Below are 24310 nucleotides of genomic sequence, written 5' to 3'. Positions count from 1 at the left end.
ACCCCCGCCCGCCCGCCTACCGATAGGACACGCAAAGGAGGCCGCCATGACCCATGCCCTGATCGTGATCGACGTCCAGAACGACTTCTGCCCCGGCGGTGCGCTGGCGGTTCCCAACGGGGATGAGATCGTCGCCCCGATCAATGCCATGATGCCCGATTTCGACGCGGTGGTCCTGACGCAGGACTGGCACCCGGCGGGCCATTCTTCGTTCGCGTTCTCCCATCCGGGCAAGGCGCCCTACGATCTGGTTGAGATGCCCTATGGCCCGCAGGTCCTGTGGCCCGACCATTGCGTTCAGGGCACGCCCGGCGCCGAATTCCACCCCGACCTGCGCACCGATGCCGACCTGATCCTGCGCAAGGGCTTCCGCAGCGCGATCGACAGCTATTCGGCCTTCTTCGAAAACGACCGCACCACGCCCACCGGGCTGGAAGGCTATCTGCGCACGCGCGGGATCGACCGGCTGACGCTGGTAGGCTTGGCGACCGATTTCTGCGTGCATTATTCAGCTGTGGATGCGGCCCGGCTGGGCTTTGACGTGACCGTCAGAACCGGCGCTTGCCGCGCAATCGATCTGGATGGATCGCTCGCAGCGGCGAAACAGGCCATGCGCGACACGGGTGTTACGCTGGTCTAGCGGTTCAGGGCGTCGCTCCCGCCGCAGCCAAGTATTTCAGCAGGACGAACACGATCACCGCAAGGCCAAGGGCGAAGCCAATGCGCCCCGGCACGGTTCTTCGGTCAGGTTTTGCGGGCGAAGGTGTGGCCGGTTGCGGGCGGCGCACCGGATCGCGGCGTTTGATGCCGATCCCAGGCTGCGCGCTGCGAACATGGCGCAGAAAGTCGCGCAGATCGAATTCACCGCAATACTGGCCGCGCAATCCCGTGGCCCGAATATTTGTAAACAGCTGGCGCAGGATCTTTTCGCGAGCCGCGGCGTCTTCGGGCGGATAGAAACCACGCGATTCACCACTGCCGTGGCTGTCCAGAATATATCCGGCATCCACGAACACCTGACGCAGCTTCGGTGACGCCCCCCTCAGAGCATCGGCCGTCTTAACGTCGCGAAAACGCGCACAGACCGTTGCGGCTTTCGGCTCGGTCTTAGCCGACGAACCGCAATCGCCCCCATCTTTTGCAATCGTTACAATATCAAAGTCGTAAGCCAGACCCATTCAACCAACTACTACCTTCTCTTACCATCCCACCGTTTAACTAGACCGCGAAAAGAACAGACATTATGCCCGCATTATGGCCTGTCCTTGGCATTGTTACCAAATCCGCGACTCTTGCCATTCACCGCCCCGATTGATCTAACAACGGAAATGGCAGGAGTTCCCCATGGTCGACATCGCGACCCGTGTCTACAATCACAAATGGAAGATCGACCCGATTGTCCGGTCTTTGATCGACACAGACTTCTACAAATTGCTGATGTGCCAGTCAGTGTTTCGAAACCGACCTCAAACAACGGTCGAGTTTTCCTTGATCAACCGGTCGAATCACGTCCCCCTGGCCAATCTGATCGACGAGGGCGAGTTGCGCGAACAGCTGGATCACATCCGCTCGCTCAGCCTCAGCCGGGGTGAAAGCACCTGGCTGCGAGGCAATACATTCTACGGCAAACGCCAGATGTTCCGCCCCGATTTCATGGAATGGTTCGAGAATCTGCGCCTGCCGCCCTATCACCTCGAACGCCGCGGCGATCAGTACGAGCTGACATTCGAAGGCAAATGGCACGAGGTCATGCTGTGGGAAATCCCGGCGCTGGCGGTGCTGATGGAGCTGCGCTCGCGCGCGGTTTTGAACGACATGCGCCGGTTCGAACTTCAGGTTCTCTATGCCCGCGCCATGACCCGTGTCTGGGAAAAGATCGAAACGCTGCGCGGCATTCCCGGTTTGGGCATCGCAGATTTCGGAACCCGGCGGCGGCATTCCTTCCTGTGGCAGGACTGGTGCGTGCAGGCGATGATCGAAGGGCTGGGCCCGGCCTTCACGGGAACGTCGAACTGCCTGATCGCCATGCGGCGCGAGGTCGAGGCGATCGGCACCAATGCACATGAACTGCCGATGGTCTATTCGGCGCTGGCCGAAACCGACGATGAACTGGCCCGCGCGCCCTATGACGTGCTGAGCGACTGGCATGACGAACATGACGGCAACCTGCGGATCATCCTGCCCGACACCTATGGCACCAAGGGGTTTCTGGACCGAGCGCCCGACTGGCTGGCCGGCTGGACCGGTATCCGCATCGACAGCGGCGATCCGGCCAAGGGCGCCGAGATCGCCATCGACTGGTGGAAATCGCGCGGCGAGGATCCCAGCCAGAAGCGGATCATTTTCTCGGACGGGCTAGACGTGGACAAGATCCGCGAATTGCATGGCCAATTCGCGGGCCGGGTGAAGGTCTCGTTCGGGTGGGGCACGTTGCTGACCAACGATTTCCGCGGGCTGGTGCCGGGGGATGCGCTGGCGCCGTTCTCGCTGGTGTGCAAGGCGGTCTCGGCCAATGGGCGTCCGACGGTGAAACTTTCGGACAACCCCGAAAAGGCGATGGGGCCGAAAGACGAGATCAAGCGCTACAAGCGCGTCTTTGGCGTAGGGGAACAAGAAGCGATCGAAGTGATCGTCTAGCCCGGCTCAGCCGTGATGGGCAGCCACGGTTTTCAACTGGGAAAAACCGTACAGCGCCTCGAACCCCTTTTCGCGGCCATGGCCCGATTTTCCGACCCCGCCGAACGGCAGCTCGACCCCGCCGCCCGCGCCGTAGTTGTTGATGAACACCTGCCCCGCGCGCAACCGTTTGGCCAGCCGCATCTGCCGCGCGCCGTCCCGCGTCCAGACCCCGGCCACCAGCCCGTAATCGGTGCCGTTGGCGATTTGAATGGCCTGTTCCTCGGTGTCGAAGGGGATCAAAACCTGGACGGGGCCAAAGATTTCCTTCTGCGCCAGCGGATGATCGGGCGGCACGTCCCCAAACAGCGTCGGGCGCACATAGGCCCCGCCCGTCGGCGCGTGATCCACGATCCGGCCCTGTGCTGCGATCTCAAGATCAGCCCCCTGCGCCAGAAAGCCGGTTACGATCCGCTTCTGCCGGTCCGAGATCAGCGGCCCGACGCGCAGATCCTCGGTCGCAGGTCCGACGGTCAGGTCGGCATAGGCGGCGGCCATGCGCGCCTTGACCTTGGCATAGACCCCGCGCTGCACAAGAACGCGCGACCCGGCCGAGCAGGTCTGACCCGCGTTCTGGATGCCCGCATTCACCAGAAACGGCAACGCGGCCTCCAGATCGGCATCATCGAACACCAGTTGCGGAGATTTCCCGCCCAGTTCCAGCGTCACCGGCACCACGTTGGCCCCGGCCGCCTGCTGCACCAGCGCACCCGTCGCCACGGACCCGGTGAACGAGATATGATGCACACCCGGATGCGCCGACAGGGCCGCGCCCGCCTCGGACCCGATGCCGGACACCACGTTCAGCGCCCCCGGCGGCAGGCCGGCCTCGGTGGCCAGATGGGCAAAGGCCAGTGCTGTCAGACAGGCCTCTTCGGCCGGTTTCAGAACGCAGGCATTGCCCATGGCCAGCGCCGCCCCGACCGAGCGGCCGATGATCTGCATCGGGTAGTTCCACGGCACGATATGGCCGGTCACCCCATGCGGCTCGCGCAGGGTATAGACGGTGTAGCCGTCCAGATAGGGGATGGTCTGACCCATCACCTTGTCCGCCGCACCGCCGTAGAATTCGCAATACCGCGCCAGCGCCAGTGCGTCGGCGCGCGCCTGGGCCAGCGGTTTGCCAACGTCCAACGCTTCGAGCAGCGCAAGCTCTTCGGTCCTGTCCCGCACCAACTGCCCCAGCCGGGTCAGGATGCGGCCCCGCTCCAGCGCGGTCGTCCTGCCCCAGTCACCGTCCAGCGCCGCCTGCGCGGCCTGCACGGCGGCATCGATCTGCGGCGCCCCACCGCGCGCAATCCGGCACAGTGGCGTGCCGTCGGACGGGTTGGTCAGTTCAAGCGTGTCGTCGGTTGCGACCCAATCGCCGCCGATCAGGCACAGGGTGGGGTCAAACCAGATGGGATTTAGCATATCTGCCTCCAAAAACAGGCTTTAACAATGGGATTTCATGCTGCGCCCTGCCCGATCTCGGGCAATTTCGGCACGGCTTGGATCAGGGATTGCGTATATGGGTGCTGCGGGTCCGCGAACACGCGCTCGGTCTCGCCCTGCTCGACGATCCGGCCTGCTTGCATCACCATCACCCGGTCGGTGATGGTGCGCACCACGCTCAGGTCATGGCTGACGAACAGGTAGGTCAGGTCATAGGCCGCACACAGCTCGGCCAGCAGGTCGAGGATCTGCGCCCGCACGGACACGTCGAGTGCCGAGACGGCTTCGTCGAACAGGATCAGCTCGGGCCGGATGATCAGGGCGCGGGCGATGGCGATGCGCTGGCGCTGCCCGCCCGAGAATTCGTGGATGTATTTCCCCGCATCGTCCGGCGAGAGGCCTACGGCGGTCAGCATCTCGGCGATCCGATGCTGCCGTTCGGACCCGGTGGGCGGCGTTCCCAGCAGGTGAAAAGGCTCGGTGATCAGGCGGGCGACACGGTGGCGGGGGTTGAAGCTGCCGAACGGGTCCTGGAACACCACCTGCATCTTGCGGCGCACGGCCAGATTGGGTTTGCGACCGGTGAACACTGGCAGGCCGCCCAGCAGGATCTGCCCGCCCTGAACCTCCTCAAGCCCCAAAACAGTCCGTGTCAGGGTCGATTTTCCGCAGCCGGACTCGCCCACAAGTCCAAGGCGCTCGCCCCGGTTCATCGTGAAACTGACGTGGTCCACGGCCCGGTGATGGCCGGGCTTTTCAAACAACCGCGTGCGCGGCAGGCGATAGTCCCGCACCACGTTGCGGACCTCGAGCAGCGGCGCGGGCGCGGGCGGCGCAGGCAATGCGACCCGATGGCCCGAGGCCTGAAACAGCATCCGCGTATAGGGATGCTGCATGTGGCGCAGCAGATGGTCGGTGGCCCCGGTTTCGACCACCCGCCCCTTCTGCATCACCACGATCCGGTCGGCCATGTCGGCCACCACCGCCAGATCGTGGGTGATCATCAGCAGGCCCATGCCGTATTCGGTGACCAGCCCCCGCAGCAGGTCGAGGATCTGCGCCTGCGTGGTCACGTCCAGCGCGGTTGTCGGCTCGTCCGCGATCAGCAGCCTGGGGCGCAGGGCGATGGCCATGGCGATCACCACCCGCTGCCGCTGCCCGCCCGACAGTTCGTGCGGATAGCGCGACAGGGGAAAGCGGTCGGGCGGCAGGCCGACGCGGGTCAGAACCTCTTGGGCGCGCGCGCGGGCGGCGTCGGGGGGCATGGTCTTGTGGATCAGGATGGTCTCCATCACCTGATCACCGATGGTCTTCACCGGATTGAGCGCCGTCATCGGCTCCTGAAACACCATCCCGACGGCAGCGCCACGCAGGCGGCACATCTCGTCCTCGGGGCTGTTCAGAACCTCGTGCCCGTCCAGGCGGACCGAGCCGCCTGCCTCGGCCCCTGCGGGCAGCAACTGCATCACCGCCAGCGCGGTCATCGACTTGCCCGAACCGCTTTCACCGGTGACGGCCACGATCTGACCGGGGTCGATGGACAGGCTGACCTGGTCCAGAACGGGGACCCCGTGGATCGACAGCGACAGGTTATGAATTTCCAGCAGGCTCATGCGCGGGCCACCCGGATGCGGGGGTCCAGCCAATCGCGCAGCCCGTCGCCCATCAGGTTCAGCCCCAGCACCGTGACGATGATCGCCAGCCCCGGGATCAGAGCCAAATGCGGGGCGAAACTGACCATCGTCTGCGCATCGGCCAGCATCCGGCCCCAGCTGGGCGTCGGTGGCTGCGCACCGAGGCCGACATAGGACAGCCCCGCCTCGGCCAGAATGCCCAGGCTGAACTGGATGGTGCCCTGCACGATCAGCAGGTTGGCGACGTTGGGCAGGATGTGCTCGGCCGAGATCCGCGCCGCGCCCTTGCCCGCGACGCGGGCGGCCAGGATGAACTCGCGCTCCCACAGGGACAGGGCCGCGCCGCGGGTGATGCGGGCGAAGACGGGGATGTTGAAGATGCCGATGGCGATGATCGCGTTCACCGCACCGGGCCCGAAGACGGCGGTGATCAGGATGGCTATGACCAGCGAGGGGAAGGCAAACACCAGATCGTTGCCGCGCATGATCAGCTCATCCAGCCACGACCCCTTGCGCGCCGCGGCCGTCAGCCCCAGCGGCACGCCGAACCCCATGCCGATGCCCACAGCCACCAACGCAACGGCGATCGAGGTGCGCGCACCCACCATGATCATCGAGAACATGTCGCGCCCGAAATGATCGGTACCGAACCAGTGCTGCACGTTGGGCGGTTGCAGCTTGTCTGGGATGTTCAGGGCGGCGTGGTCATAGGGTGTCCAGACGAAGGACAGAAGGGCCATCAGCACCACCACCGAGGACAGCGCCGCCCCCAGGATCAAAGACCGGCTCATGTGCGGCTCCGCAACCGGGGATCGACCGCGGCATAGGCCAGGTCGACCAGGAAGTTCACCGTGATGACCGCAAAGACCAGCAGCATCACCACCGACTCCACCACGATCAGATCCCGCGCCGAGATCGCCTGGAACACCAGCCGCCCCAGCCCGGGCAGGTAGAAGACCTGCTCGATGATGATCGACCCAGCCAGCAGGAACGAGAACTGCAGCCCGATGATGGTCAGCACCGGGATCAGCGCGTTGCGCACCCCGTGCCGCCACAGCGCCTGACGGCGCGACAGGCCCTTGGCGCGGGCGGTCCGCATGAAATCCTCACCCAGAATGTCCAGCAGCGCCGAGCGCATGACCCGCGCCAATATCGCCGCCTGCGGCAGGGCCAGCGCGATGGCCGGCAGGGTCAGCGAATGCAGCCCGGCCCACAGGCCCTTGTCCCACCCCGCGAACCCGCCCGCGTTGAACCAGCGCAGATTGATGGCGAAGATCAGCACCAGCATCATCGCGAACCAGAAATTCGGCACCGCGATGCCCAGCTGCGTGGCCCCCATCACCGCCAGATCGCCCGGTTTCCCCCGGCGCGCGGCGGCATAGATACCGACCGGAAAGGCGATCAGCGTCGACAGTGTCAGCGCATAGAGCGCCAGCGGCAGCGACACCCACAGCCGGTCGGTCACCATCTGCGCCACCGGCGTGCGATAGGTGTACGAGGTGCCGAAATCTCCGGCCAGCATGCCGCTGACCCAATTCAGATAGCGCTGCGGCCGCGACACGTCCAAGCCCAGCTCGGCGCGCAGGGCGGCCAGCGTTTCGGGCTGGGCGTTCACCCCCAGCATGAACGAGGCCGGATCCCCCGGTGCCACCTCGATCACCGCGAAGATGACCACCGAAGCGACGGCCAGGCTGAGTGCCAGCGAAATCAGACGTTTGAGCGCATATCGGAGCATTGCCGCCACGTTAGGCCGGGATTGGCCGCCGGTCCAGCGGCACAGCGCGTCAGGACTGCATCAGAAACGCCCAGACCGCGTAGCCCACGATCGCGGCATAGCCCAGCGGATAGATCCACTTGATCGCATAGTTGTCCAGCTTGCGCGCCGTGTCCTCGCGCCCCGAAACCTTGAGCCGCCGCAGCATAACGTTGAACACCACCAGCGCCCCGGTCATCAGGAACATGCATTGCAGGATGAAATCCAGAAAGGTCAGATAGCCCAGCTTGGGCAGATCGGCCGAGATTGCCCAGTTGAAGGCGACAAAGACCAGTAGGTTGGCCCCGGCGATGTCGATCCGCTTGCGGTATTCGTCCAGGAAGAACAGCGCCCAGCCGACCAGAACCAGCACCAGCATCGGCAGGAACACCCGGATGACATAGTAGGTCAGGTGGCGCTTGCCCTGAAAGACCAGCGACACCTGATCGCTTTCATTGCCCGACAGGCCGGTCGTGGTCGAGGCCAGCATGCGGGCGTTGCCCAGAATCCACTCCTCTTCGCCCAGCGTGTCGCCCAACCCCGAGAACTGGTCCAGCGCGTAGTAGTGCACGAAGTCGGACGGAAAGACCGAGACGACCTCGAAGTGGAACTCCTGCGTGTCGAAGGGGAACCTGAGGAAGTTGAAATGCGGCGCCTGCAGCGTCAGCGAGGATTTCTCGACAAACGTCACATGCCCATCATAGCGCAGGGCGGCCGCGGATTCGTGCACCCAGCGGTTGGATTGCTGGTTGTGGATGACGAAGGCCGGAACCACCGCATCCCGTGTGGCTGCATGCCGCACGAAGGCCGGCGGATCGAACACGCGGAAATCGCGGCCCAGCTCATCCGGATCGAACGCCAGGGCCGGATCGCTCCATTCAAACCGCAGCACGACCACGGCGCCATAGTTCTCGGCCTTCTGATCGACCGAGGTGATCTGGTCGATCTTGATGCCGACGCCGACCTCGACCGGGTTCTCCGGGGTGCCCAACAGCGCGCTGTGGCCATCCTGAAACAACCCTTGCGCACCCAAAGGCCCCGACAGGGTCAGGGCGACCATGAAGAAAAACACCGAAACCAGGCAACGTGTCATCTGAAACAGACCCTAATATGGGGAAACAGGCCCGCCGGGCGGACCCGTAAGGCTCATTCCGCCCAGCTGATCGCGGTCAGGTCGATGGCCGCCGTGGGCGCGTTTTCCCACAGGCCCTGAACCCCGGCCTTGGCCACGCCCAGCTTGGCAAGTTGGAACAGATAGGCGTTGACGTAATCCTCGGCGATCATGCGCTGCGCCTCACCCATAAGGCGGGTGCGTTCATCGGGGTCGGTGGTCGCGTTCAGCGTCGCCATCAGGGCCTGGAAGTCCGGGTTGTCATATTGGAAGTAGTAATCCGGCCGGCCATAGATGCCGATGTCCATCGGCTCGGTATGGCTGACGATGGTCAGGGCGAAATCCTTGCCCTTGAACACGGTTTCCAGCCACTGCGCCCATTCCACGTTGATGATCTCGGCCTTGATCCCGACCTCGGCCAGCTGCGCGGCCACGATCTCGCCCCCGCGGCGGGCGTAGGAGGGCGGCGGCAGGTGCAGCGTGGTTTCGAACCCGTCAGCAAACCCGGCCTCGGCCAGCAGGGCGCGGGCCTTGTCCGGGTCATGCGCGGACTGGCCGGTCAGATCGACATAGGCCGGGTTGTGCGGCGCGAAATGCGTGCCGATCGGCGTGCCATAACCGAACATCGCGCCGTCGATGATCGCCTGGCGGTCGATCGCATGGGCCAGCGCCTGCCGCACCCGCACATCGTCGAAGGGCGGCTTCTTGTTGTTGGTCGCCAGAATGGTCTCGCCCTCGGTCGAGCCGACAAGCACCTGGAACCGCGGGTCGGCCTCGAATTGCGGCAGGTTCTCGGGGGCGGGGAAATTGTCGAACACGTCCACATCCTCGGCCATCATCGCGGCAAAGGCGGCGGTGGGGTCCGAGATGAACTTGAACGTGGCCTTCTCCAGCGCGGGTTGATCGCCCCAGTAATCGGGGTTGCGCTCCAACGTGATGCGGTCGCCCTGGACCCATTCGGCGAACATGTAGGCGCCGGTGCCGACCGGGTTGGTCTTGATGCCCTCGATGCTTTCGGGTGCCACGATCACCGCGTCGCCCCAGGCCAGGTTGAACAGGAAATTGCCGTTGGGTTCCGCCAGAGTGATTCTGACGGTCAGCGGGTCCACGACCTCGACGGTTTCGATCCCGGCGAACAGGGCCTTCTGCGCATTGGCGCTGTCCTCGGCGGTGGCGCGGTCGAGGCTGAACTTCACGTCCTCGGCATCCATCGTGGTGCCATCGTGGAACGTGACGCCATCGTGCAACGTAAAGGTATAGACGGTGCCGTCCTCGGAAATCTCCCAGCTTTCGGCCAGCCCGGGCACGACCGAGCCATCGCCCATGAACCGGGTCAGCCCTTCGAACACGTTGGTGTAGACGACCGAATCGATGGCTTGCGCGGCGGCGCTGGTCGGGTCCAGATGCGGCGGTTCCAGCTGCATGGCGATGGTGATGTCCGACCGGGCCATGGCCTGCGAGGCGATCAGCCCCACGCCCAGCGCCATGGCGCCGGCAAAGGTGCGAAAGAACGGCTTGGTCATGTAAATTCCCTCCCAGAATGTGCGGATGGGCGGCGGCTGACGCGGCCCTGACGGAAACAATGTCCCTGCAAACCTTGGGTCATTCAAGGAAATGTTCGCGCAACCGGGGTTTCTCTGGCCCCTGCCGATCTGCTATGCCGCGCTGCAACATGAACCCCGCGAGGAGCGAGCATGAGCGCCACCGCCCGCAAGAAAGCCCCGAATGCCGAGGATATCCGCGCCCGCAAAGGGGGCGATCCGCTGGTCAGCCTGACCGCCTATACAACGCCGATGGCCCGGCTGATGGACCCCCATTGCGACTTCGTCCTGGTGGGCGACAGTGTCGGCATGGTGCTGCATGGGCTGAGCTCGACCCTGGGCGTGACGATGGAGATGATGATCTTGCACGGGCAGGCCGTGGCGCGCGGGCTGGAGACGGCGATGATGGTCATCGACATGCCCTTTGCCAGCTATGAGGAAAGCCCCGCGCAGGCCTTCCGCAACGCGGCCCGGCTGATGGCCGAGACCGGCGCCGGCGCGGTCAAGCTGGAGGGCGGGGTCGAGATGGCCGAGACGATCCGCTTTCTGGTCAAGCGCGGCATCCCGGTGATGGCGCATGTGGGTCTGACGCCGCAATCGATCAACACGCTGGGCGGCTATAAGGTGCAGGGCCGCGACGAACAGGCCGATGCGGTGCTGGCCGACGCCCGCGCCGTGGCCGAGGCCGGGGCGTTTTCGGTCGTGCTCGAGAAGGTTCCGCAGGGTCTGGCCGACCGGATCACCGCCGAGGTGCCCATCCCCACCATCGGCATCGGCGCCTCGGCGGGCTGTGACGGTCAGATCCTGGTGGTCGATGACATGCTGGGCTTTTTCACCGCCTTCAAACCGAAATTCGTCAAACGCTATGCCGATCTGGGCCCGCTGGCCGAGGCCGCCATCGCCGAATACGCCGCCGAGGTGCGCGCCCGCACCTTCCCCGCGGCCGAGCATGTGTTTGCCGACCAGGCCCCTGCCAAGGGGGGCAAGGCATGACCGCGCCCATCCTGCGCTCCCTGTCTGATCTGCGCGCCAAGACCCAGGCCTGGCGTCGGGCGGGCCAGACCATCGGCGTGGTGCCTACCATGGGCGCGCTGCATCAAGGGCACCTGTCGCTGGCACAGGCGGCGCGGGCCGAATGCGACCGGGTGATCGTGACAATCTTCGTCAATCCCAAGCAGTTCAACAACCCCGAGGACCTGGCCAAGTACCCCCGCACCGAGCAGGACGACGCGGCCAAGCTGGCACCGCTGGGGGTTGATGCGATCTATGTCCCCGACCGGGACCAGATCTATCCGGACGGGTTCGCCACCACCGTGTCCGTCGCCGGCCTGACCGACGTGATGGAGGGCGAATTCCGCCCCGGACATTTCGACGGCGTGGCGACCGTCGTGGCGAAACTGTTCCTGCAGACCCAGGCAGACAGAGCCTATTTCGGCGAAAAGGACTATCAGCAGTTGATGGTCGTCCACCGCATGGCCCGTGATTTGGACATCCCGATAGAGGTGATCGGCTGCCCCACCGTGCGCGAGCCCTCGGGGCTGGCGATGTCCTCGCGCAATCTGCGTCTGTCGGACCAGGGGCTGGCGACCGGGGCTCGGATGCAAGCGGTGATGCAGAACATGGCCGGGCAACTGGCGCAGGGGGCCGCATTCGCGGATCTGGTGGGGCCGGCCCGCGACACGCTGCTGGCGGCGGGCTTTTCCGAAGTGGAATATATCGACCTGCGCTGCGCCGAAACGCTTGCGCCGCTGACCGCCGCCACCCGCCCCGCGCGCCTGTTCGCCACCGCCTGGCTGGAAGGCGTGCGCCTGATCGACAATATCGACGTGCCTGTGGCCTGAAACTGGGGTCTGGAACGGCCCCGACCAATCGCCTAATGTCCCCTGAAAATGACGACCGGGGGGGAACACGGGCATGACCTTTATTCTGGCAATCGATCAGGGCACCACGTCCTCGCGCGCGATCCTGTTCGACGCGCAGATGCAGCGCGTGGGCACCGCACAGCAGGAATTCACCCAGTATTTCCCACAGGAAGGCTGGGTCGAGCACGACCCCGAGGAAATCTGGGACAGCGTCCTGAACGTCTGCCGGCAGGTGATAAACGAGGTCGGTGCCTCGCCCGACCAGATCGCCGGGATCGGCATCACCAACCAGCGCGAAACCACCGTGGTCTGGGACAAGACGACCGGCAAGGCCATCCACAACGCGATCGTCTGGCAGGACCGCCGCACCGCCGAAATCTGCCAGCGGTTCCGCGACGCGGGCTGCGAGGATGACGTGACCGCCCAGACCGGCCTGCTGCTCGACCCGTATTTCTCGGGTACCAAGGTCAAGTGGATACTGGACACCGTACCCGGCGCGCGCGACCGGGCCGAGGCGGGCGAGCTGCTGTTCGGCACCATCGACAGTTTCCTGATCTGGCGCCTGACCGAGGGCCGTGTCCACGCCACCGACGCCACCAACGCCGCGCGCACCCTGCTGTTCGACATCCACAGGGGCAACTGGAGCGCCGAGATCTGCGATCTGCTGGACGTGCCGCTGTCGATGCTGCCCGAGGTGCGCGACTGCGCGGCCGATTTCGGCCAGACCGGCCTGTTCGGCGGGATGATCCCGATTCTGGGCGTGGCCGGCGACCAGCAGGCCGCCACGATCGGGCAGGCCTGTTTCCAGCCGGGCATGATGAAATCCACCTATGGCACGGGCTGCTTCGCACTGTTGAACACCGGCACGCAGCCGGTGGAGTCGAAAAACCGCCTGCTGACCACCATCGCATATCAGTTGGACGGTCAGCGGACCTATGCGCTGGAAGGCTCGATCTTCATCGCGGGCGCGGCGGTGCAGTGGCTGCGCGACGCGCTCAAGATCATCGACTCGGCCCCTCAAAGCGGCGAACTGGCGGCGCAGGCCGACCCCAACCAGCATGTGGTGCTGGTGCCCGCCTTCACCGGGCTGGGCGCGCCCTATTGGAAGCCCGACTGCCGCGGCGCCATGTTCGGTCTGACCCGCAACTCGGGCCGGGCCGAGATCGCGCGGGCCACGTTGGAAAGCATCGCCTTCCAGACCCGCGACCTGTGGCACGCGATGCAGGGCGACTGGGGCGCCGACGCGGACGTAATTCTGCGGGTCGATGGCGGGATGAGCGCGTCCGACTGGGCGATGCAGGGTCTGTCGGACATTCTGGGCGCGCCGGTCGACCGGCCGGTGATGCAGGAAACCACGGCGCTGGGCGCGGCCTGGCTGGCGGGGATGAAGGCCGGGGTCTATCCCGATCAGGCCGGATTTGCCGACACCTGGGCGCTGGACCAACGGTTCGAACCGATCCTGCCCGAGGCTGACCGCGAGGCGGCCTATGAGCGCTGGAAACGGGCGGTGCAGGCCACCATGGCGTTCTGATTCAGTCTGACCCGCGGTGCTGCCCGGGTCAGCTGTGATCCTTCAGCAGGCGTTGTTTCTGGCGCGACCAGTCGCGCTTGGCCTGGGTTTCGCGCTTGTCGTGGATTTTCTTGCCCTTGGCGATGCCGATCTTCAGCTTGGCCCGACCCTTGTGGTTGAAATACAGAACCAAAGGCACCAGTGTCATGCCCTTGCGCTGCGTGGCGTTCCACAGGTTCGACAGCTCTTTGCGGGACACCAGCAGCTTGCGCCGGCGGCGCTCTTCGTGCTTGAACGCCTTGGCCTGCTCGTAGGGCGCGATGTAGCTGTTGATCAGCCACAGTTCGCCATCCTCGACCGCGGCATAGCTTTCGGCGATGTTCGCCCCGCCCGCGCGCAGAGACTTGACCTCGGACCCTTCCAGCACGATGCCGCACTCGAGATCCTCTTCGATCGCGTAATCGAAGCGGGCCCGCCGATTTTCGGCGATCACCTTGTAGTTGGGGTCTGTCTTCTGCTTCTGCTTGGCCATGACGCCGTGATGTATGCGGCTTCGTCAGCCCTTGCAAGATGGGCGCGTCAGGATTTGGCCGAGATGATCAGGTCGGGGCCAAAGATCGTGTCGGCGTGGTTGTGCAGGTAGATCTTCAGCCACGGGGTGAACCGTTCGGGGTGGCGGTGCACTTCGGCCAGCAGATCGTGGTAGTCGATCCAGCGGATCTCCATCACCTCGTCCGGGTTGGGTTCGATCTTCAGGGGGCCGCGTACGTGCGCCAGGAACACGTCCACGACCTCGTTCTCGACCATCCCGTTGCCGACATCCGCATGATATTCCAGCCGGTGCCGGTATTCAGGATACAGCCCGGTGATGCCCAACTCCTCGCGCAGGCGGCGCACGGCGCAGTCCGAGGAGTTTTCGTCCCAGTCGGGATGGGTGCAGCAGGTATTCGCCCACAGGCCGGGCGTGTGATATTTGCCCAGCGCGCGGCGCTGCATCAGAATCTCGGTGCCCCGCACGACGAAGACCGAGACCGCCTTGTGCTTGAGCCCCTTTTCGTGGGCTTCCAGCTTGTCCACGGGTGTCAGCTCGCCATGAACCCAAGCCGGGATCATGATTCCCATCTGTCCTCTCCTGATGTGACTGCGTCGATCTGGCGGCATCGGCGACTGGGCGCGATGCGCTGGCGGGTTGGGCGCAGTGTTTTTTGGTCTGCGACAAAACTGGCGATGATCGACGCTTCAATCAAGCGCACGAAAGGCCGCAGGGCTGCGGCCTTTTGTACTTGTTCCGATTTTTTGGCAAGTGCGGCTTATTCGGCCGAAACGCTCTGCAGATAGGCAAAGACGTCCTCGCCACCCTTCTTCAGCTTGAAGGTCATCTTCGACTTGGCAGAGGTTTCACCCAGGTAGTCTTTCAGGAACGCCTTGGGGTCCTGAACATAGGCGACAAAGCTTTCTTCGTCCCAGACCAGACCTTTTTCGCCGGCCGCAGCCAGGCTGTCACCATACTTGAAGCCTTCCTCGGTGCCGGCGGTACGTCCTGCAATGCCGTAGAGGTTCGGCCCGGTTTTGCCGCCCTTGACGATGGCTTCGCCGTCGGGCGTTGCAATCATGTGGCAGGACTTGCACTTGTTGAAGGTCTTGGCACCGGCTTCGGCGTCGCCTTCGGCCAGGGCCGGCACAGCCAGCAGGCCGACGATGGCAGTCGCGATGATACGTTTCATTGGCGTTGCTCCGATATGAATTGGCTGCCCCTTAACCAGTATCAAACGCGCGCAGAGTCAATGCGCAATTTGACGCGCGGCGGCGACCTGACGCAGCCGAAAAGTTATATTTTCAAGGCGTATTTTGCAGATCTGACCAGCACGGCAACAGGTCGCCCGGCGCCGGTTTCGCATGGTAGACCGCGCGTGCGATGGCACGGGTCAGGCACAGAGCCGCGGCGTGGCCCAGCAGGACCAGATCGGCCTCGGCCGAAGGGATCCGCCCCGTGCTGACGCCGAACACCAGGTCACCATCACCCGGCGTGTGGGCAGGCAGGACGGCGCGGGCGATCCCGTCATGGGCGGCCACCGCCATGCGCTGGCATTGCGGTTTGGTCAGGGCGGCATCGGTGGCGACGATGGCGATGGTCGTGTTGGCCTTGTCGGGCGGGGGGTGGCCCATCGCCCGGGCCTTGCGGCTGGGCACGGGGTCCCCCAGTCCGGACGCCGCATCCGGCCCCAGCCCGCCGATCTCGGCTCCGATCTCGAACGGGGCGGCCCAGAAATGCCGGTCGCCCGGGGTGGTGACGCTGCCCAGCGGGTTGGCCGCAACCAGCGCACCCACTGTCACGCCGCCCGGCAACACCGCCGAGGCGGAGCCCAGCCCACCCTTGCACATGGCCGTCAGCGCGCCGGTTCCGGCCCCGGCGCTGCCCAGATCGAACGTCTCCGCCGCGGCGTCGAATGCGGCCCGGCCCAAGGCGCGGTACGGGTTTTCACCCCACGCCTTGTCGCCGCCGTTCAGCAGGTCGAACAGAATCGCCCCGGGTACGATCGGCACCACGGCTGACCCCACCTGAAACCCGCGTCCCTGTGCATGCAGCGCGTCCATCACGCCCGAACAGGCATCCAGCCCGAATGCCGAACCACCTGAAAGCACGATCGCATCCACCCGGTCGACGGTTTTGTCGGCGGCCAGCAGATCGGTCTCACGCGTGCCCGGGGCGCCCCCCATCACATGTACCGAGGCCCGCAGGGGCTGATCTCCGGTCAGGACGGTGACACCGGATTTCAGAGCCGCGCCCTGAGCGTTGCCCACCAGCAGGCCGGGTACGTCGGTGATCAGGTTTCTGGGTCCGGGGGTCATGCGGATTTGTCCTTTACTGCGGGAAAGCGCGCTGGTGCGCGCTGCCTCCGGCGGGGATATTTCGGGCCAGATGAAGGGGTGTTCAGATACAGCGGCCCCCGTCCACCTCAAGCGCGGCACCGGTGATCATGCTGGCCTCGTCCGAGCATAGGAAACAGGCGGCGTTGCCCATGTCCTGCGGGGTCGAGAACCGGCCCAACGGGATGGTCGACAGGAATTTGGCGCGAATTTCGGGCGTGTCCTCGCCCATGAAGGATTTCAGCAGGGGCGTTTCCCCCGCTACCGGGCAGATCGCGTTCACGCGGACACCGGAGGGGGCCAGTTCGACCGCCATCGTCTTGGTCGCGGTGATCATCCAGCCCTTGGAGGCGTTGTACCAGTTCAGATTCGGGCGCGGCGACAATCCGGCGGTCGAGGCGACGTTCAGGATCGCCCCCGCCCCGCGCGATTTCATATGTGGCACCAGCGCCCGCGCAGTCAGAAAGACCGACTTCATGTTCACGCGATAGACGCGGTCGAAGTCTTCTTCGCTGACCTCCTCCAGCGGCGTCGGCAGGTGGGTCACACCGGCATTGTTCACCAAAATGTCCAGATGGCCGTAAAGTCTCAGCGCCGCATCCGCCATCGCCTGGACCGAGTCGCCGTCGGAGACATCCACCTGGCAGTGGTCGGCCAGAGGGCCCAGCGTCGCCGCCATGTGACGCGCGGCATCCCCGTTGATGTCGGCGATCATCACCCGTGCGCCCTCGGACAGGAATTTCTGTACGATCCCGGTCCCGAACCCGGATGCGCCACCGGTCACGATTGCGGTTTTTCCCTCCAGCCTCATAGCCTTGCCTCCCTGCCGCCTGTCGCGGTCAGACTAGCAACGGCAGGGAAAGATGCCAGATCAATCTTCCGCCACCTTGCCGCGCAGCGCCTTGACGTCGGACCGGGCCTTTTTCGCCGCCAGCCGGCGCTTGACCGAGCCATAGGTGGGTTTCGTCGCGATCCGCCGCTTGGGTTTGACCAGCGCCTTGCCGATCAGCTCGGCCAGACGGGCGCGGGCGATCTCGCGGTTACGGGCCTGGCTGCGGGTTTCGTCGCATTGGATGATGATTGCACCATCCTTGGTCCAGCGCCGCCCGGCCAGCCGTTTCAGCCGCGCCTTGACCGGATCGGGCAGCGAGGGCGAGCGCGCCGCCTCGAAGCGCAGCTCGACCGCGGTCGAGACCTTGTTCACGTTCTGCCCGCCGGGACCCGAAGCGCGGATGAAGCTCTCGGTCATTTCCCAATCGTGCAGGGTGATATCGTCGGTGATGCGCAACATGGGCGCGACCTTACAGGCGCCACCCGGAAACAGAAAGGGCCGCCCCGGCGGGACGGCCCTTCGAAAGTTCAGGAGGTCGGGTCGGTTAGATCAATCGACCAGCCGGAGCGCGCGCTCCGCCAAGGGCTGCCCTAGCAGGCGGTCCCCCCGGTTGTTCCGACACCTCTCTCCAATCTCTTTCTCGACACTGGATCACCTCCTTTTCTATCTGTTGCGGTTGAAAAGAAGCGTGACACAAGATGCGCCATTCTCAAAGCACTTTTTTTACGCAGGCTGTGCAGCGGTCAATCGCGCAACGATCACCTTGAAGGGGATCAGTGCGACCAAGGCCAGCGACAGCTTCACCAGCCAGTCGGCAAAGGCCAGCGTCACCCACAGGGGCGCCTCGGGGCCCGACAGCATGAAGGGCACAGGCTCCCACGCCCAGTTGATGGCCGCATCCGCACCGGCGCCGAAGAAGGTCACCGAGGCCGAGAAGGCGATGGTGAAGAAGATCGCGGTATCCAGCGCCGATCCGACCAGGGTGGATACCAGCGGCGCGCGCCACCAGCGGCCTTCACGCATGACGTTGAACACGGTGACGTCGGTCAGCTGCGCGATCAGGAACGCCGTTCCCGAAGCCACGGCGATGCGCAGCGGCACGGCGGCGTAGGTGAAGCCGTCGCCCTGCAGCATGATCTGGCTGCCGATCAGCGAGCAGATCACGCCGGTGACGAAGCCCGCGAAGACGACCTTGCGGGCCGGGCCCACGCCATAGACGCGGTTCATGATGTCGGTGACCAGAAAGGCCAGCGGGTAGGTGAAGGCACCCCAGGTCAACAGCCCATCAAAGATCAGGAACTGGACCAGGATGTTCGAGACCACGACGATGGCGGCCATGGCAAGAATGCCGGGGATAAAGTTGCGTTGCATGTTCTGATGCCCGTTTTGACAAGGTAGCGGCGACTTGGCCAAGGGACCGTCCCAAGGCAAGCCGCGCTTCTAGACCCGGTATCGGCCCGTGTCAATCCGGCAGCAGATACTCGACCAGTTCGGTACGCTGCAGCGCCAGAAAGTTGTCGTCCGAGATCATCGTGGCCCGCAACCGCCCCTGCCCGTCGCGCCAGACCGACAGCCCCTCGAGGTTGTCATGGGTTCCGGTTCCGGTCTGGAACAGGATTTCCTCGGCCGCAGGAGTATCACCCTCGATCTGCCACCGACGCAGACGCGACCGGAACCCGGTCAGCGAGACCGCGCGTTCCAGCATGTAGAACCGCCCGTCCGGGCCGAAATCGGCCGCTACGGGCAGAAAACCGTCCCACTGCGCCAGGACGAAGGGCGTGGACCAGGCGCGCCCGTTCCAGCGATAGACCGGAATGTCGCCATTTGCCGTGCGGCTTTTCTCGGGCAAAGTGTACAGGCGGCCCTGCGCGTCGATGGCCAGCCCCTCGAACGAACCATTCTGGTCGAGCGCGTCAAAGGCCTTGGGGCGCGGCAGCACCTGCGCATGGGCACCGGGCGCGGCATAACGGGCCACGCGATGCACGCCTTCGAACGAAATGAAGAAGCTGCCATCCGGCGCCAGCGCCAGCCCCTCGGAGTCACCCGAGCTGCCGGGCATGATCCGTCCCCGGCTGGACAGAACCGGCCAGTGGCCAACAATACGGATGCCGACAATCTCATCGCCATCCCGGTCGATGCGGACCGATGCCAGGGTGGAGCGGTCGCTCAGCACCCATGCGCGCCGCCCGTCATCCGAGACATGGATGGCGGAAAACCCGCCGAACCAGTCATGGCCGGCGCGCCATGCAAAGCCGCCCAGATATTCGGCCGATTTGACTTCGACCGCCCAGGCGGAGCCGGCCAGAAACAGGCTCGCGATCAGTTGGACTGCAAGACGGCGGCGCATTGCTGGGGCAGATCCGCCAGAACATATTCGCGCCGTTTCTTCGGAGGCGGCGCGTTGGGGTCGGGCGGCGGCGGGTTCAGGATGTTGCGCACCCACTGTTCGGCCTCGGCGCAGCCGTCACCCTTGGGCGGCGGATCCTGATTAACGCACCCGCGCGAGCCGCGCGGGCAGTTCAGCCGGACGTGGAAGTGATAATGATGCCCCCACCAGGGCCGGATCTTGCGCAGATAGGCACGGTTGCCCTTCTCTTCCTTGCACATCTGCACCTTGGCGCCCGGAAACACGAAGATGCGGGCCACGCGTTTGTCCTTTGCCGCCTCGCGCAGGATGGCGTGGTGCTGTTTCGTCCAGTTGCCGTTCACATAGGCGCCGTTCGCGCGCCGCAAGGAGATGGACGAGATGTTCTCGCGCGCCTTGCGCGACAGGCGCATGTTGTCACCGGGCAGCATCCAGATGTCGATGTCCAGGCCCAACTGGTGGCTGCGGTGGCCCGAGGTCATAGGCCCGCCCCGCGGCTGGCTGATATCCCCGATGTAAAGCCCGTTCCATCCCGGTTGCTTTGCCGCAAAACGGCTGAGGTCTTGAACGAAGTCGATGGCTTGCGGATGGCCCCAGTTGCGGTTGCGCGACAGACGCATCGCCTGCCAGGTGGGTCCGGTCTCGGGCAGTTGCACCGATCCGGCGGCGCATCCGCGCGAATAACTGCCGAAAGCGGCCGGCTTTTGTTGCGAACTGTCCTTCTGAGCCCCGAACAACTGCTTGGCCAGCGGTTGGGCCCCAGCCGCCCCGGCAAGCGCAATTCCTGCCAAAAACACCAAAAAACGTAATGAAATCATCTGCTCTGATCCCCTTCCGGTTTGACCCAGCGCATTAGGAACAATCCCAGAATAAACAACCCGACGATCGGAGACACCCCCAACCGCGCGCTGCCGGTCGCGGTTGTTGCAATTCCGATCATCAAAGGCGCCGCAAAAGCGGTGGCGCGGCCCGACAGACCATAGAGGCCAAAGCTCTCGACCGGGGCGGCCGGATCGGTGTGGCGCACCATCAACGACCGGCTGGCCGATTGCAGGATGCCGCCCATCCCGCCGATCAGGATGCCGCAGCCAAAGAATACAATGTCCGGCAGGCCCGAGCCTTGGGGCAGGGCGATGCCGAAGATCTGCGTCCGGTCCATCGACACGATGGTGGTGCAGACCAGGATCAAAACCCAGATCGCAGTCAGGATCACTGGCTTGGGGCCGAATTTCCGGTCCAGCTTGCCGCCGATCCAGGCGAAGACCGCCGAAGCCAGCACGCTGATGATGCCGAAGACGCCGATCTTGATCAGGTCCCATTCCAGCACCAGCCGCGCATAGACGCCGCCGAAACTGTACAGCCCATTCAGCGCATCCCGGTAGAACATCGATGACCCCAGATAGCTGGCAAGACTGACCCGGTGCCGCAAGGCGGCCACGGATTTGCCCAGCAGGCGTAGCGCCTCGGATACGCTGCCTTTCTTGTCGGCTGCGGGATCGTCGCGCACCCACAGGAAATACGGGGCCATGAACAGGATGAACCACCCGGCGGTGAACGGCCCCACGAAACGCGTGCCTTCCCGCGCGCCGGCGTCCAGCCCGAACAGCGGCTCCATCCCGATCAGCGTCTTGCCGTTGGGCTGCTCGACGAACAGCGCCAGCATGATCGCCAGGGAAATCAGCCCGCCGAAATAGCCGAAGGCAAAGCCCGAGCCCGAGATCTCGCCCACTTCGTTGTCATCGCCGAGATCGGGCAGTTGCGAGTTGATGAAGATCAGCGCGTATTCGGCCCCCACGAAGCCCAGACCGAAGGCCGACAGCATCAGCCACATGTTCGACCCGTCCGGCAGCGTGAACCACAGCGCCGCGGAGCCCACGGCATACATCACCGAAAAGGCAAAGATCCACGGGATGCGCCGCCCCGAGACATCGGCCATCGCCCCCAAGAGCGGCGCGCCGAAAGCGATGATCAGACCGGTGATCGTCAGGCAGTTGGCCCAGACCGTCTGCGCCTGCGCGGCGGCAGCTTCGGCATCCATCCCGGCGGTTGCGTAATATTCAGCCGCAACACCGGCGAAATACGGGCCAAAGACAAAGGTCACCAACAGGGTGTGATACGGCTGGCTGGCCCAGTCGAAAAACCACCAGCCCCAGATGCGCCTGCGCTTGGAAATCTCTGCCATCTCTGCCCCTTGCCTGCTTTTGATTTCATAAGACGGGCCTTTGGGCCATTTCGCAAGCGTTCTGTGACTGCGGGCTTGCCTATTGCCGCTTGGGCACTTAGGTCTCAGGCCGTACGGAAAACGAGGTGCCCATGCTGTCGCTGATCCAAATCCTGCTGCTGATCCTGGACATCGTCTGGTTCATCATCCTGGCCCATGTGATCATGAGCTGGCTGATCAACTTCCAGGTCCTGAACCTGCATCAACAGCTGGTCGCCCAGATCTGGTACGGCCTGAACCGCCTGCTCGAGCCGATATACGGCCCGATCCGCCGCATTCTGCCCAACATGGGCGGTCTGGACCTGACGCCTCTGGTGGTGCTGATCGGGGTCTATGCGCTGCGGATCATCCTTATCAACAACGCGGTCTATTTCTACTGACCTCTTGTTCCCCGATTCCGACTGTGTGATTGTCCGTTCAAGAGCAGTCAAATCTTGAAACAGGGCACCCCCGCACATGTTCGACGCCGCGCCTCTGCTGCGAGATGTCTTTGGATTCGATGACTTCCGCCCCGGGCAGGAAGAGATCGTCGATGCCGTGACCGCCGGCGAGAACGTGCTGGCCATCATGCCCACCGGGGGCGGCAAATCCCTGTGTTTCCAACTGCCTGCCCTGCTGCGCGACGGGGTCACGGTGGTGATTTCGCCGCTGATCGCCCTGATGCGCGACCAGGTGCGGGGGTTGCAAGAGGCCGGGGTCGAGGCCGGTGCGCTGACCTCGGGCAACACGCCCGAGGAAACCGACGCCGTGTGGGAGGCGCTCGAAGCCGGGCGGCTGAAACTGCTGTATATGGCGCCCGAGCGGCTGGCCGCCGGGTCGGCGCTGGGGATGCTGCGGCGGATCAATGTCAGCCTGATCGCCGTGGACGAGGCGCATTGCGTCAGCCAGTGGGGCCATGATTTCCGCCCCGACTATCTGCGGATCGGAGAGCTGCGGCGCGCGCTGAACGTGCCCTTGGCCGCCTTCACCGCCACGGCGGATGCGGAAACCCAGGACGAGATCGTCGAGAAACTGTTCGACGGCACGCCCCCGCGCAAGTTCCTGCGCGGCTTTGATCGCCCGAACATCCACCTGGCCTTTGCCGCCAAGGACAGCCCGCGCAAGCAGATCCTGGATTTCGCCGACGCCCGCCGGGGCCAGTCGGGCATCGTCTATTGCGGCACCCGCAACAAGACCGAAGTGCTGGCGCAGGCCCTGCGCGAACAGGGTCACAGCGCCTGCCACTACCACGGCGGGATGGAGGCCGAGGACCGCCGCATCGTCGAAACCCGTTTCGCGCGCGAGGACGGGCTGATCGTGGTGGCCACCGTGGCCTTCGGCATGGGCATCGACAAGCCTGACATCCGCTGGGTCGCCCATGCGGACCTGCCGAAATCGATCGAGGCCTATTACCAGGAAATCGGCCGCGCCGGACGCGACGGTGGGCCGGCCGAGACCCTGACCCTGTTCGGCCCCGACGACATCCGCCTGCGCCGCAGCCAGATCGACGAGGGGCTCGCCCCGCCCGAACGCCGCGCCGCCGACCACGCCCGCCTGAACGCGCTGCTGGGTCTGGCCGAGGCGCTGCATTGCCGCCGCCAGACTCTGCTGGGCTATTTCGGGGAACAGGCCGAGCCCTGCGGCAAATGCGATCTGTGCGACAGCCCGCCCGAGCTGTTCGACGGCACCACGCCCGTGCGCATGGCTCTGTCGGCGATCCTGCGCACCGAGGAATGGTTCGGCTCGGGCCACCTGATCGACATCCTCATGGGCAACGAAACCGACAAGATCCGCGCGCGGCGGCATGACGCGCTGCCCACCTACGGCATCGGCAAGGACTGGTCGCGCCCGCAATGGCAGGCGATCTTTCGGCAGATGATGGGCCACGACCTTGTCCGCCCCGACCCCGAACGCCACGGTGCCCTGCGCATGACCGAGGCCGCCAAGCCGATCCTGAAGGGCGAGGCGCAGATCACCCTGCGCAAGGACACGCTGCGCAAGGCCACCCGGCGGCCCGCGGTCAAGATGATGGTCTCGGAAGAAGACGCGCCCCTGCTGTCGGCGCTCAAGGCCAAGCGCCGCGCGCTGGCCGAGGCCGCCCGCGTGCCCGCCTATGTCATCTTCCCCGACCGCACGCTGATCGAGATGGCGGAACAACGCCCCATGACCCTGGACGAGATGGCCCGGATCGGCGGTGTTGGCGCGAAAAAGCTGGACCGCTACGGCGACACCTTCCTTGAAGTGGTCGCGGGCGAGGCGCAGGCGGTCCACCCGGCGCGCCGCAAGCTGGCCGGGCGTGAGCAGGGAAATATCTATGACCGTCTGCTCGAGGTGCAGGCGCAGTTGGCCCGAGGCCCGGACGGGATCGACAAACCACTCAGCTGCTCGGCTTCGCAACTGGCCAAGGTGGCGCAGATGCGCCCGGACGACGCGCGCACTCTGGAACAGGTGCTGGGCGACCGCCGCGCCGAACGTTTCGCGGCCGCCTTTCTGGACGTGCTGCGCGCAGCGGGCTAGGTATCGG

24 protein-coding genes are annotated in these 24310 nt (G+C 64.9%); 7 read left to right on the top strand and 17 right to left on the bottom strand.

The genetic code is table 11. From position 1 onward, the window contains the following. Nucleotides 1–46: 46 nt before the first annotated feature. Nucleotides 47–640, top strand: a complete 594-nt coding sequence (gene pncA, locus ACR0DA_RS11800; protein ID WP_480754142.1) for a bifunctional nicotinamidase/pyrazinamidase — start codon at nt 47–49, stop codon at nt 638–640. A 4-nt stretch (nt 641–644) separates the two neighbouring features. Here pncA and ACR0DA_RS11795 read toward each other — a convergent pair whose 3' ends face one another. Beyond that, complete coding sequence (locus tag ACR0DA_RS11795; protein ID WP_480754141.1) at nt 645–1178, bottom strand: hypothetical protein; 534 nt, start codon at nt 1176–1178, stop codon at nt 645–647. Nucleotides 1179–1344: 166 nt separating this feature from the next. On the opposite strand from ACR0DA_RS11795, the gene pncB reads away from it, so the two are divergent. After that, complete coding sequence (gene pncB, locus ACR0DA_RS11790; protein WP_480754140.1) at nt 1345–2637, top strand: nicotinate phosphoribosyltransferase; 1293 nt, start codon at nt 1345–1347, stop codon at nt 2635–2637. A gap of 6 nt (nt 2638–2643) precedes the next feature. Here the strand turns inward: pncB and ACR0DA_RS11785 are convergent, their stop codons facing one another. Genes ACR0DA_RS11785 through ACR0DA_RS11760 form a run of 6 tightly spaced genes read right to left on the bottom strand, consistent with a single transcriptional unit; the run spans nt 2644 to nt 10131 of the window. Next, on the bottom strand, nt 2644–4089 hold the full coding sequence (locus ACR0DA_RS11785; RefSeq protein WP_480754138.1) for an aldehyde dehydrogenase family protein: 1446 nt from the start codon (nt 4087–4089) through the stop codon (nt 2644–2646). Nucleotides 4090–4124: 35 nt separating this feature from the next. Beyond that, nucleotides 4125–5723, bottom strand: a complete 1599-nt coding sequence (locus ACR0DA_RS11780) for an ABC transporter ATP-binding protein (RefSeq protein ID WP_480754136.1) — start codon at nt 5721–5723, stop codon at nt 4125–4127. Next, on the bottom strand, nt 5720–6535 hold the full coding sequence (locus tag ACR0DA_RS11775; protein ID WP_480754134.1) for an ABC transporter permease: 816 nt from the start codon (nt 6533–6535) through the stop codon (nt 5720–5722). The genes ACR0DA_RS11780 and ACR0DA_RS11775 overlap by 4 nt, the downstream gene beginning before the upstream one ends. Further along, complete coding sequence (locus tag ACR0DA_RS11770; RefSeq protein ID WP_170341882.1) at nt 6532–7479, bottom strand: ABC transporter permease; 948 nt, start codon at nt 7477–7479, stop codon at nt 6532–6534. The genes ACR0DA_RS11775 and ACR0DA_RS11770 overlap by 4 nt, the downstream gene beginning before the upstream one ends. A 49-nt stretch (nt 7480–7528) precedes the next feature. Further along, the gene (locus ACR0DA_RS11765) at nt 7529–8590 is read right to left on the bottom strand and encodes a ligand-gated ion channel (protein ID WP_170444018.1); all 1062 of its coding nucleotides are present in this window, start codon (nt 8588–8590) and stop codon (nt 7529–7531) included. 53 nt (nt 8591–8643) lie between these two features. Continuing rightward, a complete protein-coding gene (locus ACR0DA_RS11760) occupies nt 8644–10131 on the bottom strand; it encodes an ABC transporter substrate-binding protein (protein WP_480754132.1) in 1488 nt (495 codons plus the stop codon). Nucleotides 10132–10302: 171 nt separating this feature from the next. Here ACR0DA_RS11760 and panB point away from each other — a divergent pair, with 171 nt between their 5' ends. The 3 genes from panB to glpK all read left to right on the top strand — a co-directional run bounded on the left by panB (nt 10303) and on the right by glpK (nt 13542). Beyond that, a complete protein-coding gene (gene panB, locus ACR0DA_RS11755; protein ID WP_480754130.1) occupies nt 10303–11142 on the top strand; it encodes a 3-methyl-2-oxobutanoate hydroxymethyltransferase in 840 nt (279 codons plus the stop codon). Then, nucleotides 11139–11990, top strand: coding sequence for a pantoate--beta-alanine ligase (gene panC / locus ACR0DA_RS11750; protein WP_480754128.1), 852 nt, complete (start codon nt 11139–11141; stop codon nt 11988–11990). The genes panB and panC overlap by 4 nt, the downstream gene beginning before the upstream one ends. Before the next feature lie 73 nt (nt 11991–12063). After that, nucleotides 12064–13542 carry a glycerol kinase GlpK gene (gene glpK / locus ACR0DA_RS11745; protein ID WP_170600342.1) on the top strand — a complete coding sequence of 493 codons (1479 nt, stop codon included), beginning with the start codon at nt 12064–12066 and terminating at the stop codon, nt 13540–13542. Between the two features lie 28 nt (nt 13543–13570). Here glpK and smpB read toward each other — a convergent pair whose 3' ends face one another. From smpB to ACR0DA_RS11695, 10 genes are all read right to left on the bottom strand, one after another. Next, the gene (gene smpB / locus ACR0DA_RS11740) at nt 13571–14053 is read right to left on the bottom strand and encodes an SsrA-binding protein SmpB (RefSeq protein ID WP_170600344.1); all 483 of its coding nucleotides are present in this window, start codon (nt 14051–14053) and stop codon (nt 13571–13573) included. A gap of 47 nt (nt 14054–14100) precedes the next feature. Next, a complete protein-coding gene (idi, locus tag ACR0DA_RS11735; RefSeq protein WP_170600346.1) occupies nt 14101–14643 on the bottom strand; it encodes an isopentenyl-diphosphate Delta-isomerase in 543 nt (180 codons plus the stop codon). Nucleotides 14644–14831: 188 nt separating this feature from the next. After that, nucleotides 14832–15245 carry a c-type cytochrome gene (locus ACR0DA_RS11730; RefSeq protein WP_480754126.1) on the bottom strand — a complete coding sequence of 138 codons (414 nt, stop codon included), beginning with the start codon at nt 15243–15245 and terminating at the stop codon, nt 14832–14834. 112 nt (nt 15246–15357) lie between these two features. Beyond that, entirely contained in the window at nt 15358–16371 is a 1014-nt protein-coding gene (locus ACR0DA_RS11725) for a P1 family peptidase (protein WP_480754124.1), read from the bottom strand. A gap of 82 nt (nt 16372–16453) precedes the next feature. Then, complete coding sequence (locus ACR0DA_RS11720; RefSeq protein ID WP_480754123.1) at nt 16454–17200, bottom strand: SDR family oxidoreductase; 747 nt, start codon at nt 17198–17200, stop codon at nt 16454–16456. A 60-nt stretch (nt 17201–17260) separates the two neighbouring features. After that, nucleotides 17261–17680, bottom strand: coding sequence for an alternative ribosome rescue aminoacyl-tRNA hydrolase ArfB (gene arfB / locus ACR0DA_RS11715; protein ID WP_005980088.1), 420 nt, complete (start codon nt 17678–17680; stop codon nt 17261–17263). A gap of 264 nt (nt 17681–17944) precedes the next feature. Then, nucleotides 17945–18592, bottom strand: a complete 648-nt coding sequence (locus ACR0DA_RS11710; protein ID WP_480754121.1) for a queuosine precursor transporter — start codon at nt 18590–18592, stop codon at nt 17945–17947. Nucleotides 18593–18683: 91 nt separating this feature from the next. Then, nucleotides 18684–19568: an esterase-like activity of phytase family protein gene (locus ACR0DA_RS11705; RefSeq protein ID WP_480754120.1), complete on the bottom strand. Its 885-nt coding sequence runs from the start codon at nt 19566–19568 to the stop codon at nt 18684–18686. After that, nucleotides 19541–20404 carry a penicillin-insensitive murein endopeptidase gene (gene mepA / locus ACR0DA_RS11700; RefSeq protein WP_170439045.1) on the bottom strand — a complete coding sequence of 288 codons (864 nt, stop codon included), beginning with the start codon at nt 20402–20404 and terminating at the stop codon, nt 19541–19543. The genes ACR0DA_RS11705 and mepA overlap by 28 nt, the downstream gene beginning before the upstream one ends. Next, nucleotides 20401–21768, bottom strand: a complete 1368-nt coding sequence (locus ACR0DA_RS11695; protein WP_480754118.1) for an MFS transporter — start codon at nt 21766–21768, stop codon at nt 20401–20403. The genes mepA and ACR0DA_RS11695 overlap by 4 nt, the downstream gene beginning before the upstream one ends. Nucleotides 21769–21899: 131 nt before the next feature. Between ACR0DA_RS11695 and ACR0DA_RS11690 the strand changes: the two genes are divergently transcribed. Next, a complete protein-coding gene (locus ACR0DA_RS11690; protein WP_005980077.1) occupies nt 21900–22187 on the top strand; it encodes a YggT family protein in 288 nt (95 codons plus the stop codon). Nucleotides 22188–22263: 76 nt separating this feature from the next. Continuing rightward, entirely contained in the window at nt 22264–24303 is a 2040-nt protein-coding gene (recQ, locus tag ACR0DA_RS11685) for a DNA helicase RecQ (RefSeq protein ID WP_480754116.1), read from the top strand. Nucleotides 24304–24310: the final 7 nt, after the last annotated feature.

Source organism: Ruegeria sp. CI8, from assembly GCF_056536865.1.
This window is presented reverse-complemented; position numbering and strand designations above follow the sequence as displayed.

Coding starts and splice junctions, on each gene's coding strand:
- ACR0DA_RS11765 (WP_170444018.1), bottom strand. CDS start 8,590: ATGACACGTTGCCTGGTTTCGGTGTTTTTCTTCATGGTCGCCCTGACC.
- mepA (WP_170439045.1), bottom strand. CDS start 20,404: ATGATTTCATTACGTTTTTTGGTGTTTTTGGCAGGAATTGCGCTTGCC.
- panB (WP_480754130.1), top strand. CDS start 10,303: ATGAGCGCCACCGCCCGCAAGAAAGCCCCGAATGCCGAGGATATCCGC.
- smpB (WP_170600344.1), bottom strand. CDS start 14,053: ATGGCCAAGCAGAAGCAGAAGACAGACCCCAACTACAAGGTGATCGCC.
- recQ (WP_480754116.1), top strand. CDS start 22,264: ATGTTCGACGCCGCGCCTCTGCTGCGAGATGTCTTTGGATTCGATGAC.
- ACR0DA_RS11710 (WP_480754121.1), bottom strand. CDS start 18,592: ATGCAACGCAACTTTATCCCCGGCATTCTTGCCATGGCCGCCATCGTC.
- ACR0DA_RS11730 (WP_480754126.1), bottom strand. CDS start 15,245: ATGAAACGTATCATCGCGACTGCCATCGTCGGCCTGCTGGCTGTGCCG.
- ACR0DA_RS11720 (WP_480754123.1), bottom strand. CDS start 17,200: ATGAGGCTGGAGGGAAAAACCGCAATCGTGACCGGTGGCGCATCCGGG.
- arfB (WP_005980088.1), bottom strand. CDS start 17,680: ATGTTGCGCATCACCGACGATATCACCCTGCACGATTGGGAAATGACC.
- ACR0DA_RS11795 (WP_480754141.1), bottom strand. CDS start 1,178: ATGGGTCTGGCTTACGACTTTGATATTGTAACGATTGCAAAAGATGGG.
- idi (WP_170600346.1), bottom strand. CDS start 14,643: ATGGGAATCATGATCCCGGCTTGGGTTCATGGCGAGCTGACACCCGTG.
- ACR0DA_RS11780 (WP_480754136.1), bottom strand. CDS start 5,723: ATGAGCCTGCTGGAAATTCATAACCTGTCGCTGTCGATCCACGGGGTC.
- glpK (WP_170600342.1), top strand. CDS start 12,064: ATGACCTTTATTCTGGCAATCGATCAGGGCACCACGTCCTCGCGCGCG.
- pncB (WP_480754140.1), top strand. CDS start 1,345: ATGGTCGACATCGCGACCCGTGTCTACAATCACAAATGGAAGATCGAC.
- ACR0DA_RS11785 (WP_480754138.1), bottom strand. CDS start 4,089: ATGCTAAATCCCATCTGGTTTGACCCCACCCTGTGCCTGATCGGCGGC.
- ACR0DA_RS11760 (WP_480754132.1), bottom strand. CDS start 10,131: ATGACCAAGCCGTTCTTTCGCACCTTTGCCGGCGCCATGGCGCTGGGC.
- ACR0DA_RS11705 (WP_480754120.1), bottom strand. CDS start 19,568: ATGCGCCGCCGTCTTGCAGTCCAACTGATCGCGAGCCTGTTTCTGGCC.
- ACR0DA_RS11775 (WP_480754134.1), bottom strand. CDS start 6,535: ATGAGCCGGTCTTTGATCCTGGGGGCGGCGCTGTCCTCGGTGGTGGTG.
- ACR0DA_RS11695 (WP_480754118.1), bottom strand. CDS start 21,768: ATGGCAGAGATTTCCAAGCGCAGGCGCATCTGGGGCTGGTGGTTTTTC.
- pncA (WP_480754142.1), top strand. CDS start 47: ATGACCCATGCCCTGATCGTGATCGACGTCCAGAACGACTTCTGCCCC.
- ACR0DA_RS11725 (WP_480754124.1), bottom strand. CDS start 16,371: ATGACCCCCGGACCCAGAAACCTGATCACCGACGTACCCGGCCTGCTG.
- panC (WP_480754128.1), top strand. CDS start 11,139: ATGACCGCGCCCATCCTGCGCTCCCTGTCTGATCTGCGCGCCAAGACC.
- ACR0DA_RS11770 (WP_170341882.1), bottom strand. CDS start 7,479: ATGCTCCGATATGCGCTCAAACGTCTGATTTCGCTGGCACTCAGCCTG.
- ACR0DA_RS11690 (WP_005980077.1), top strand. CDS start 21,900: ATGCTGTCGCTGATCCAAATCCTGCTGCTGATCCTGGACATCGTCTGG.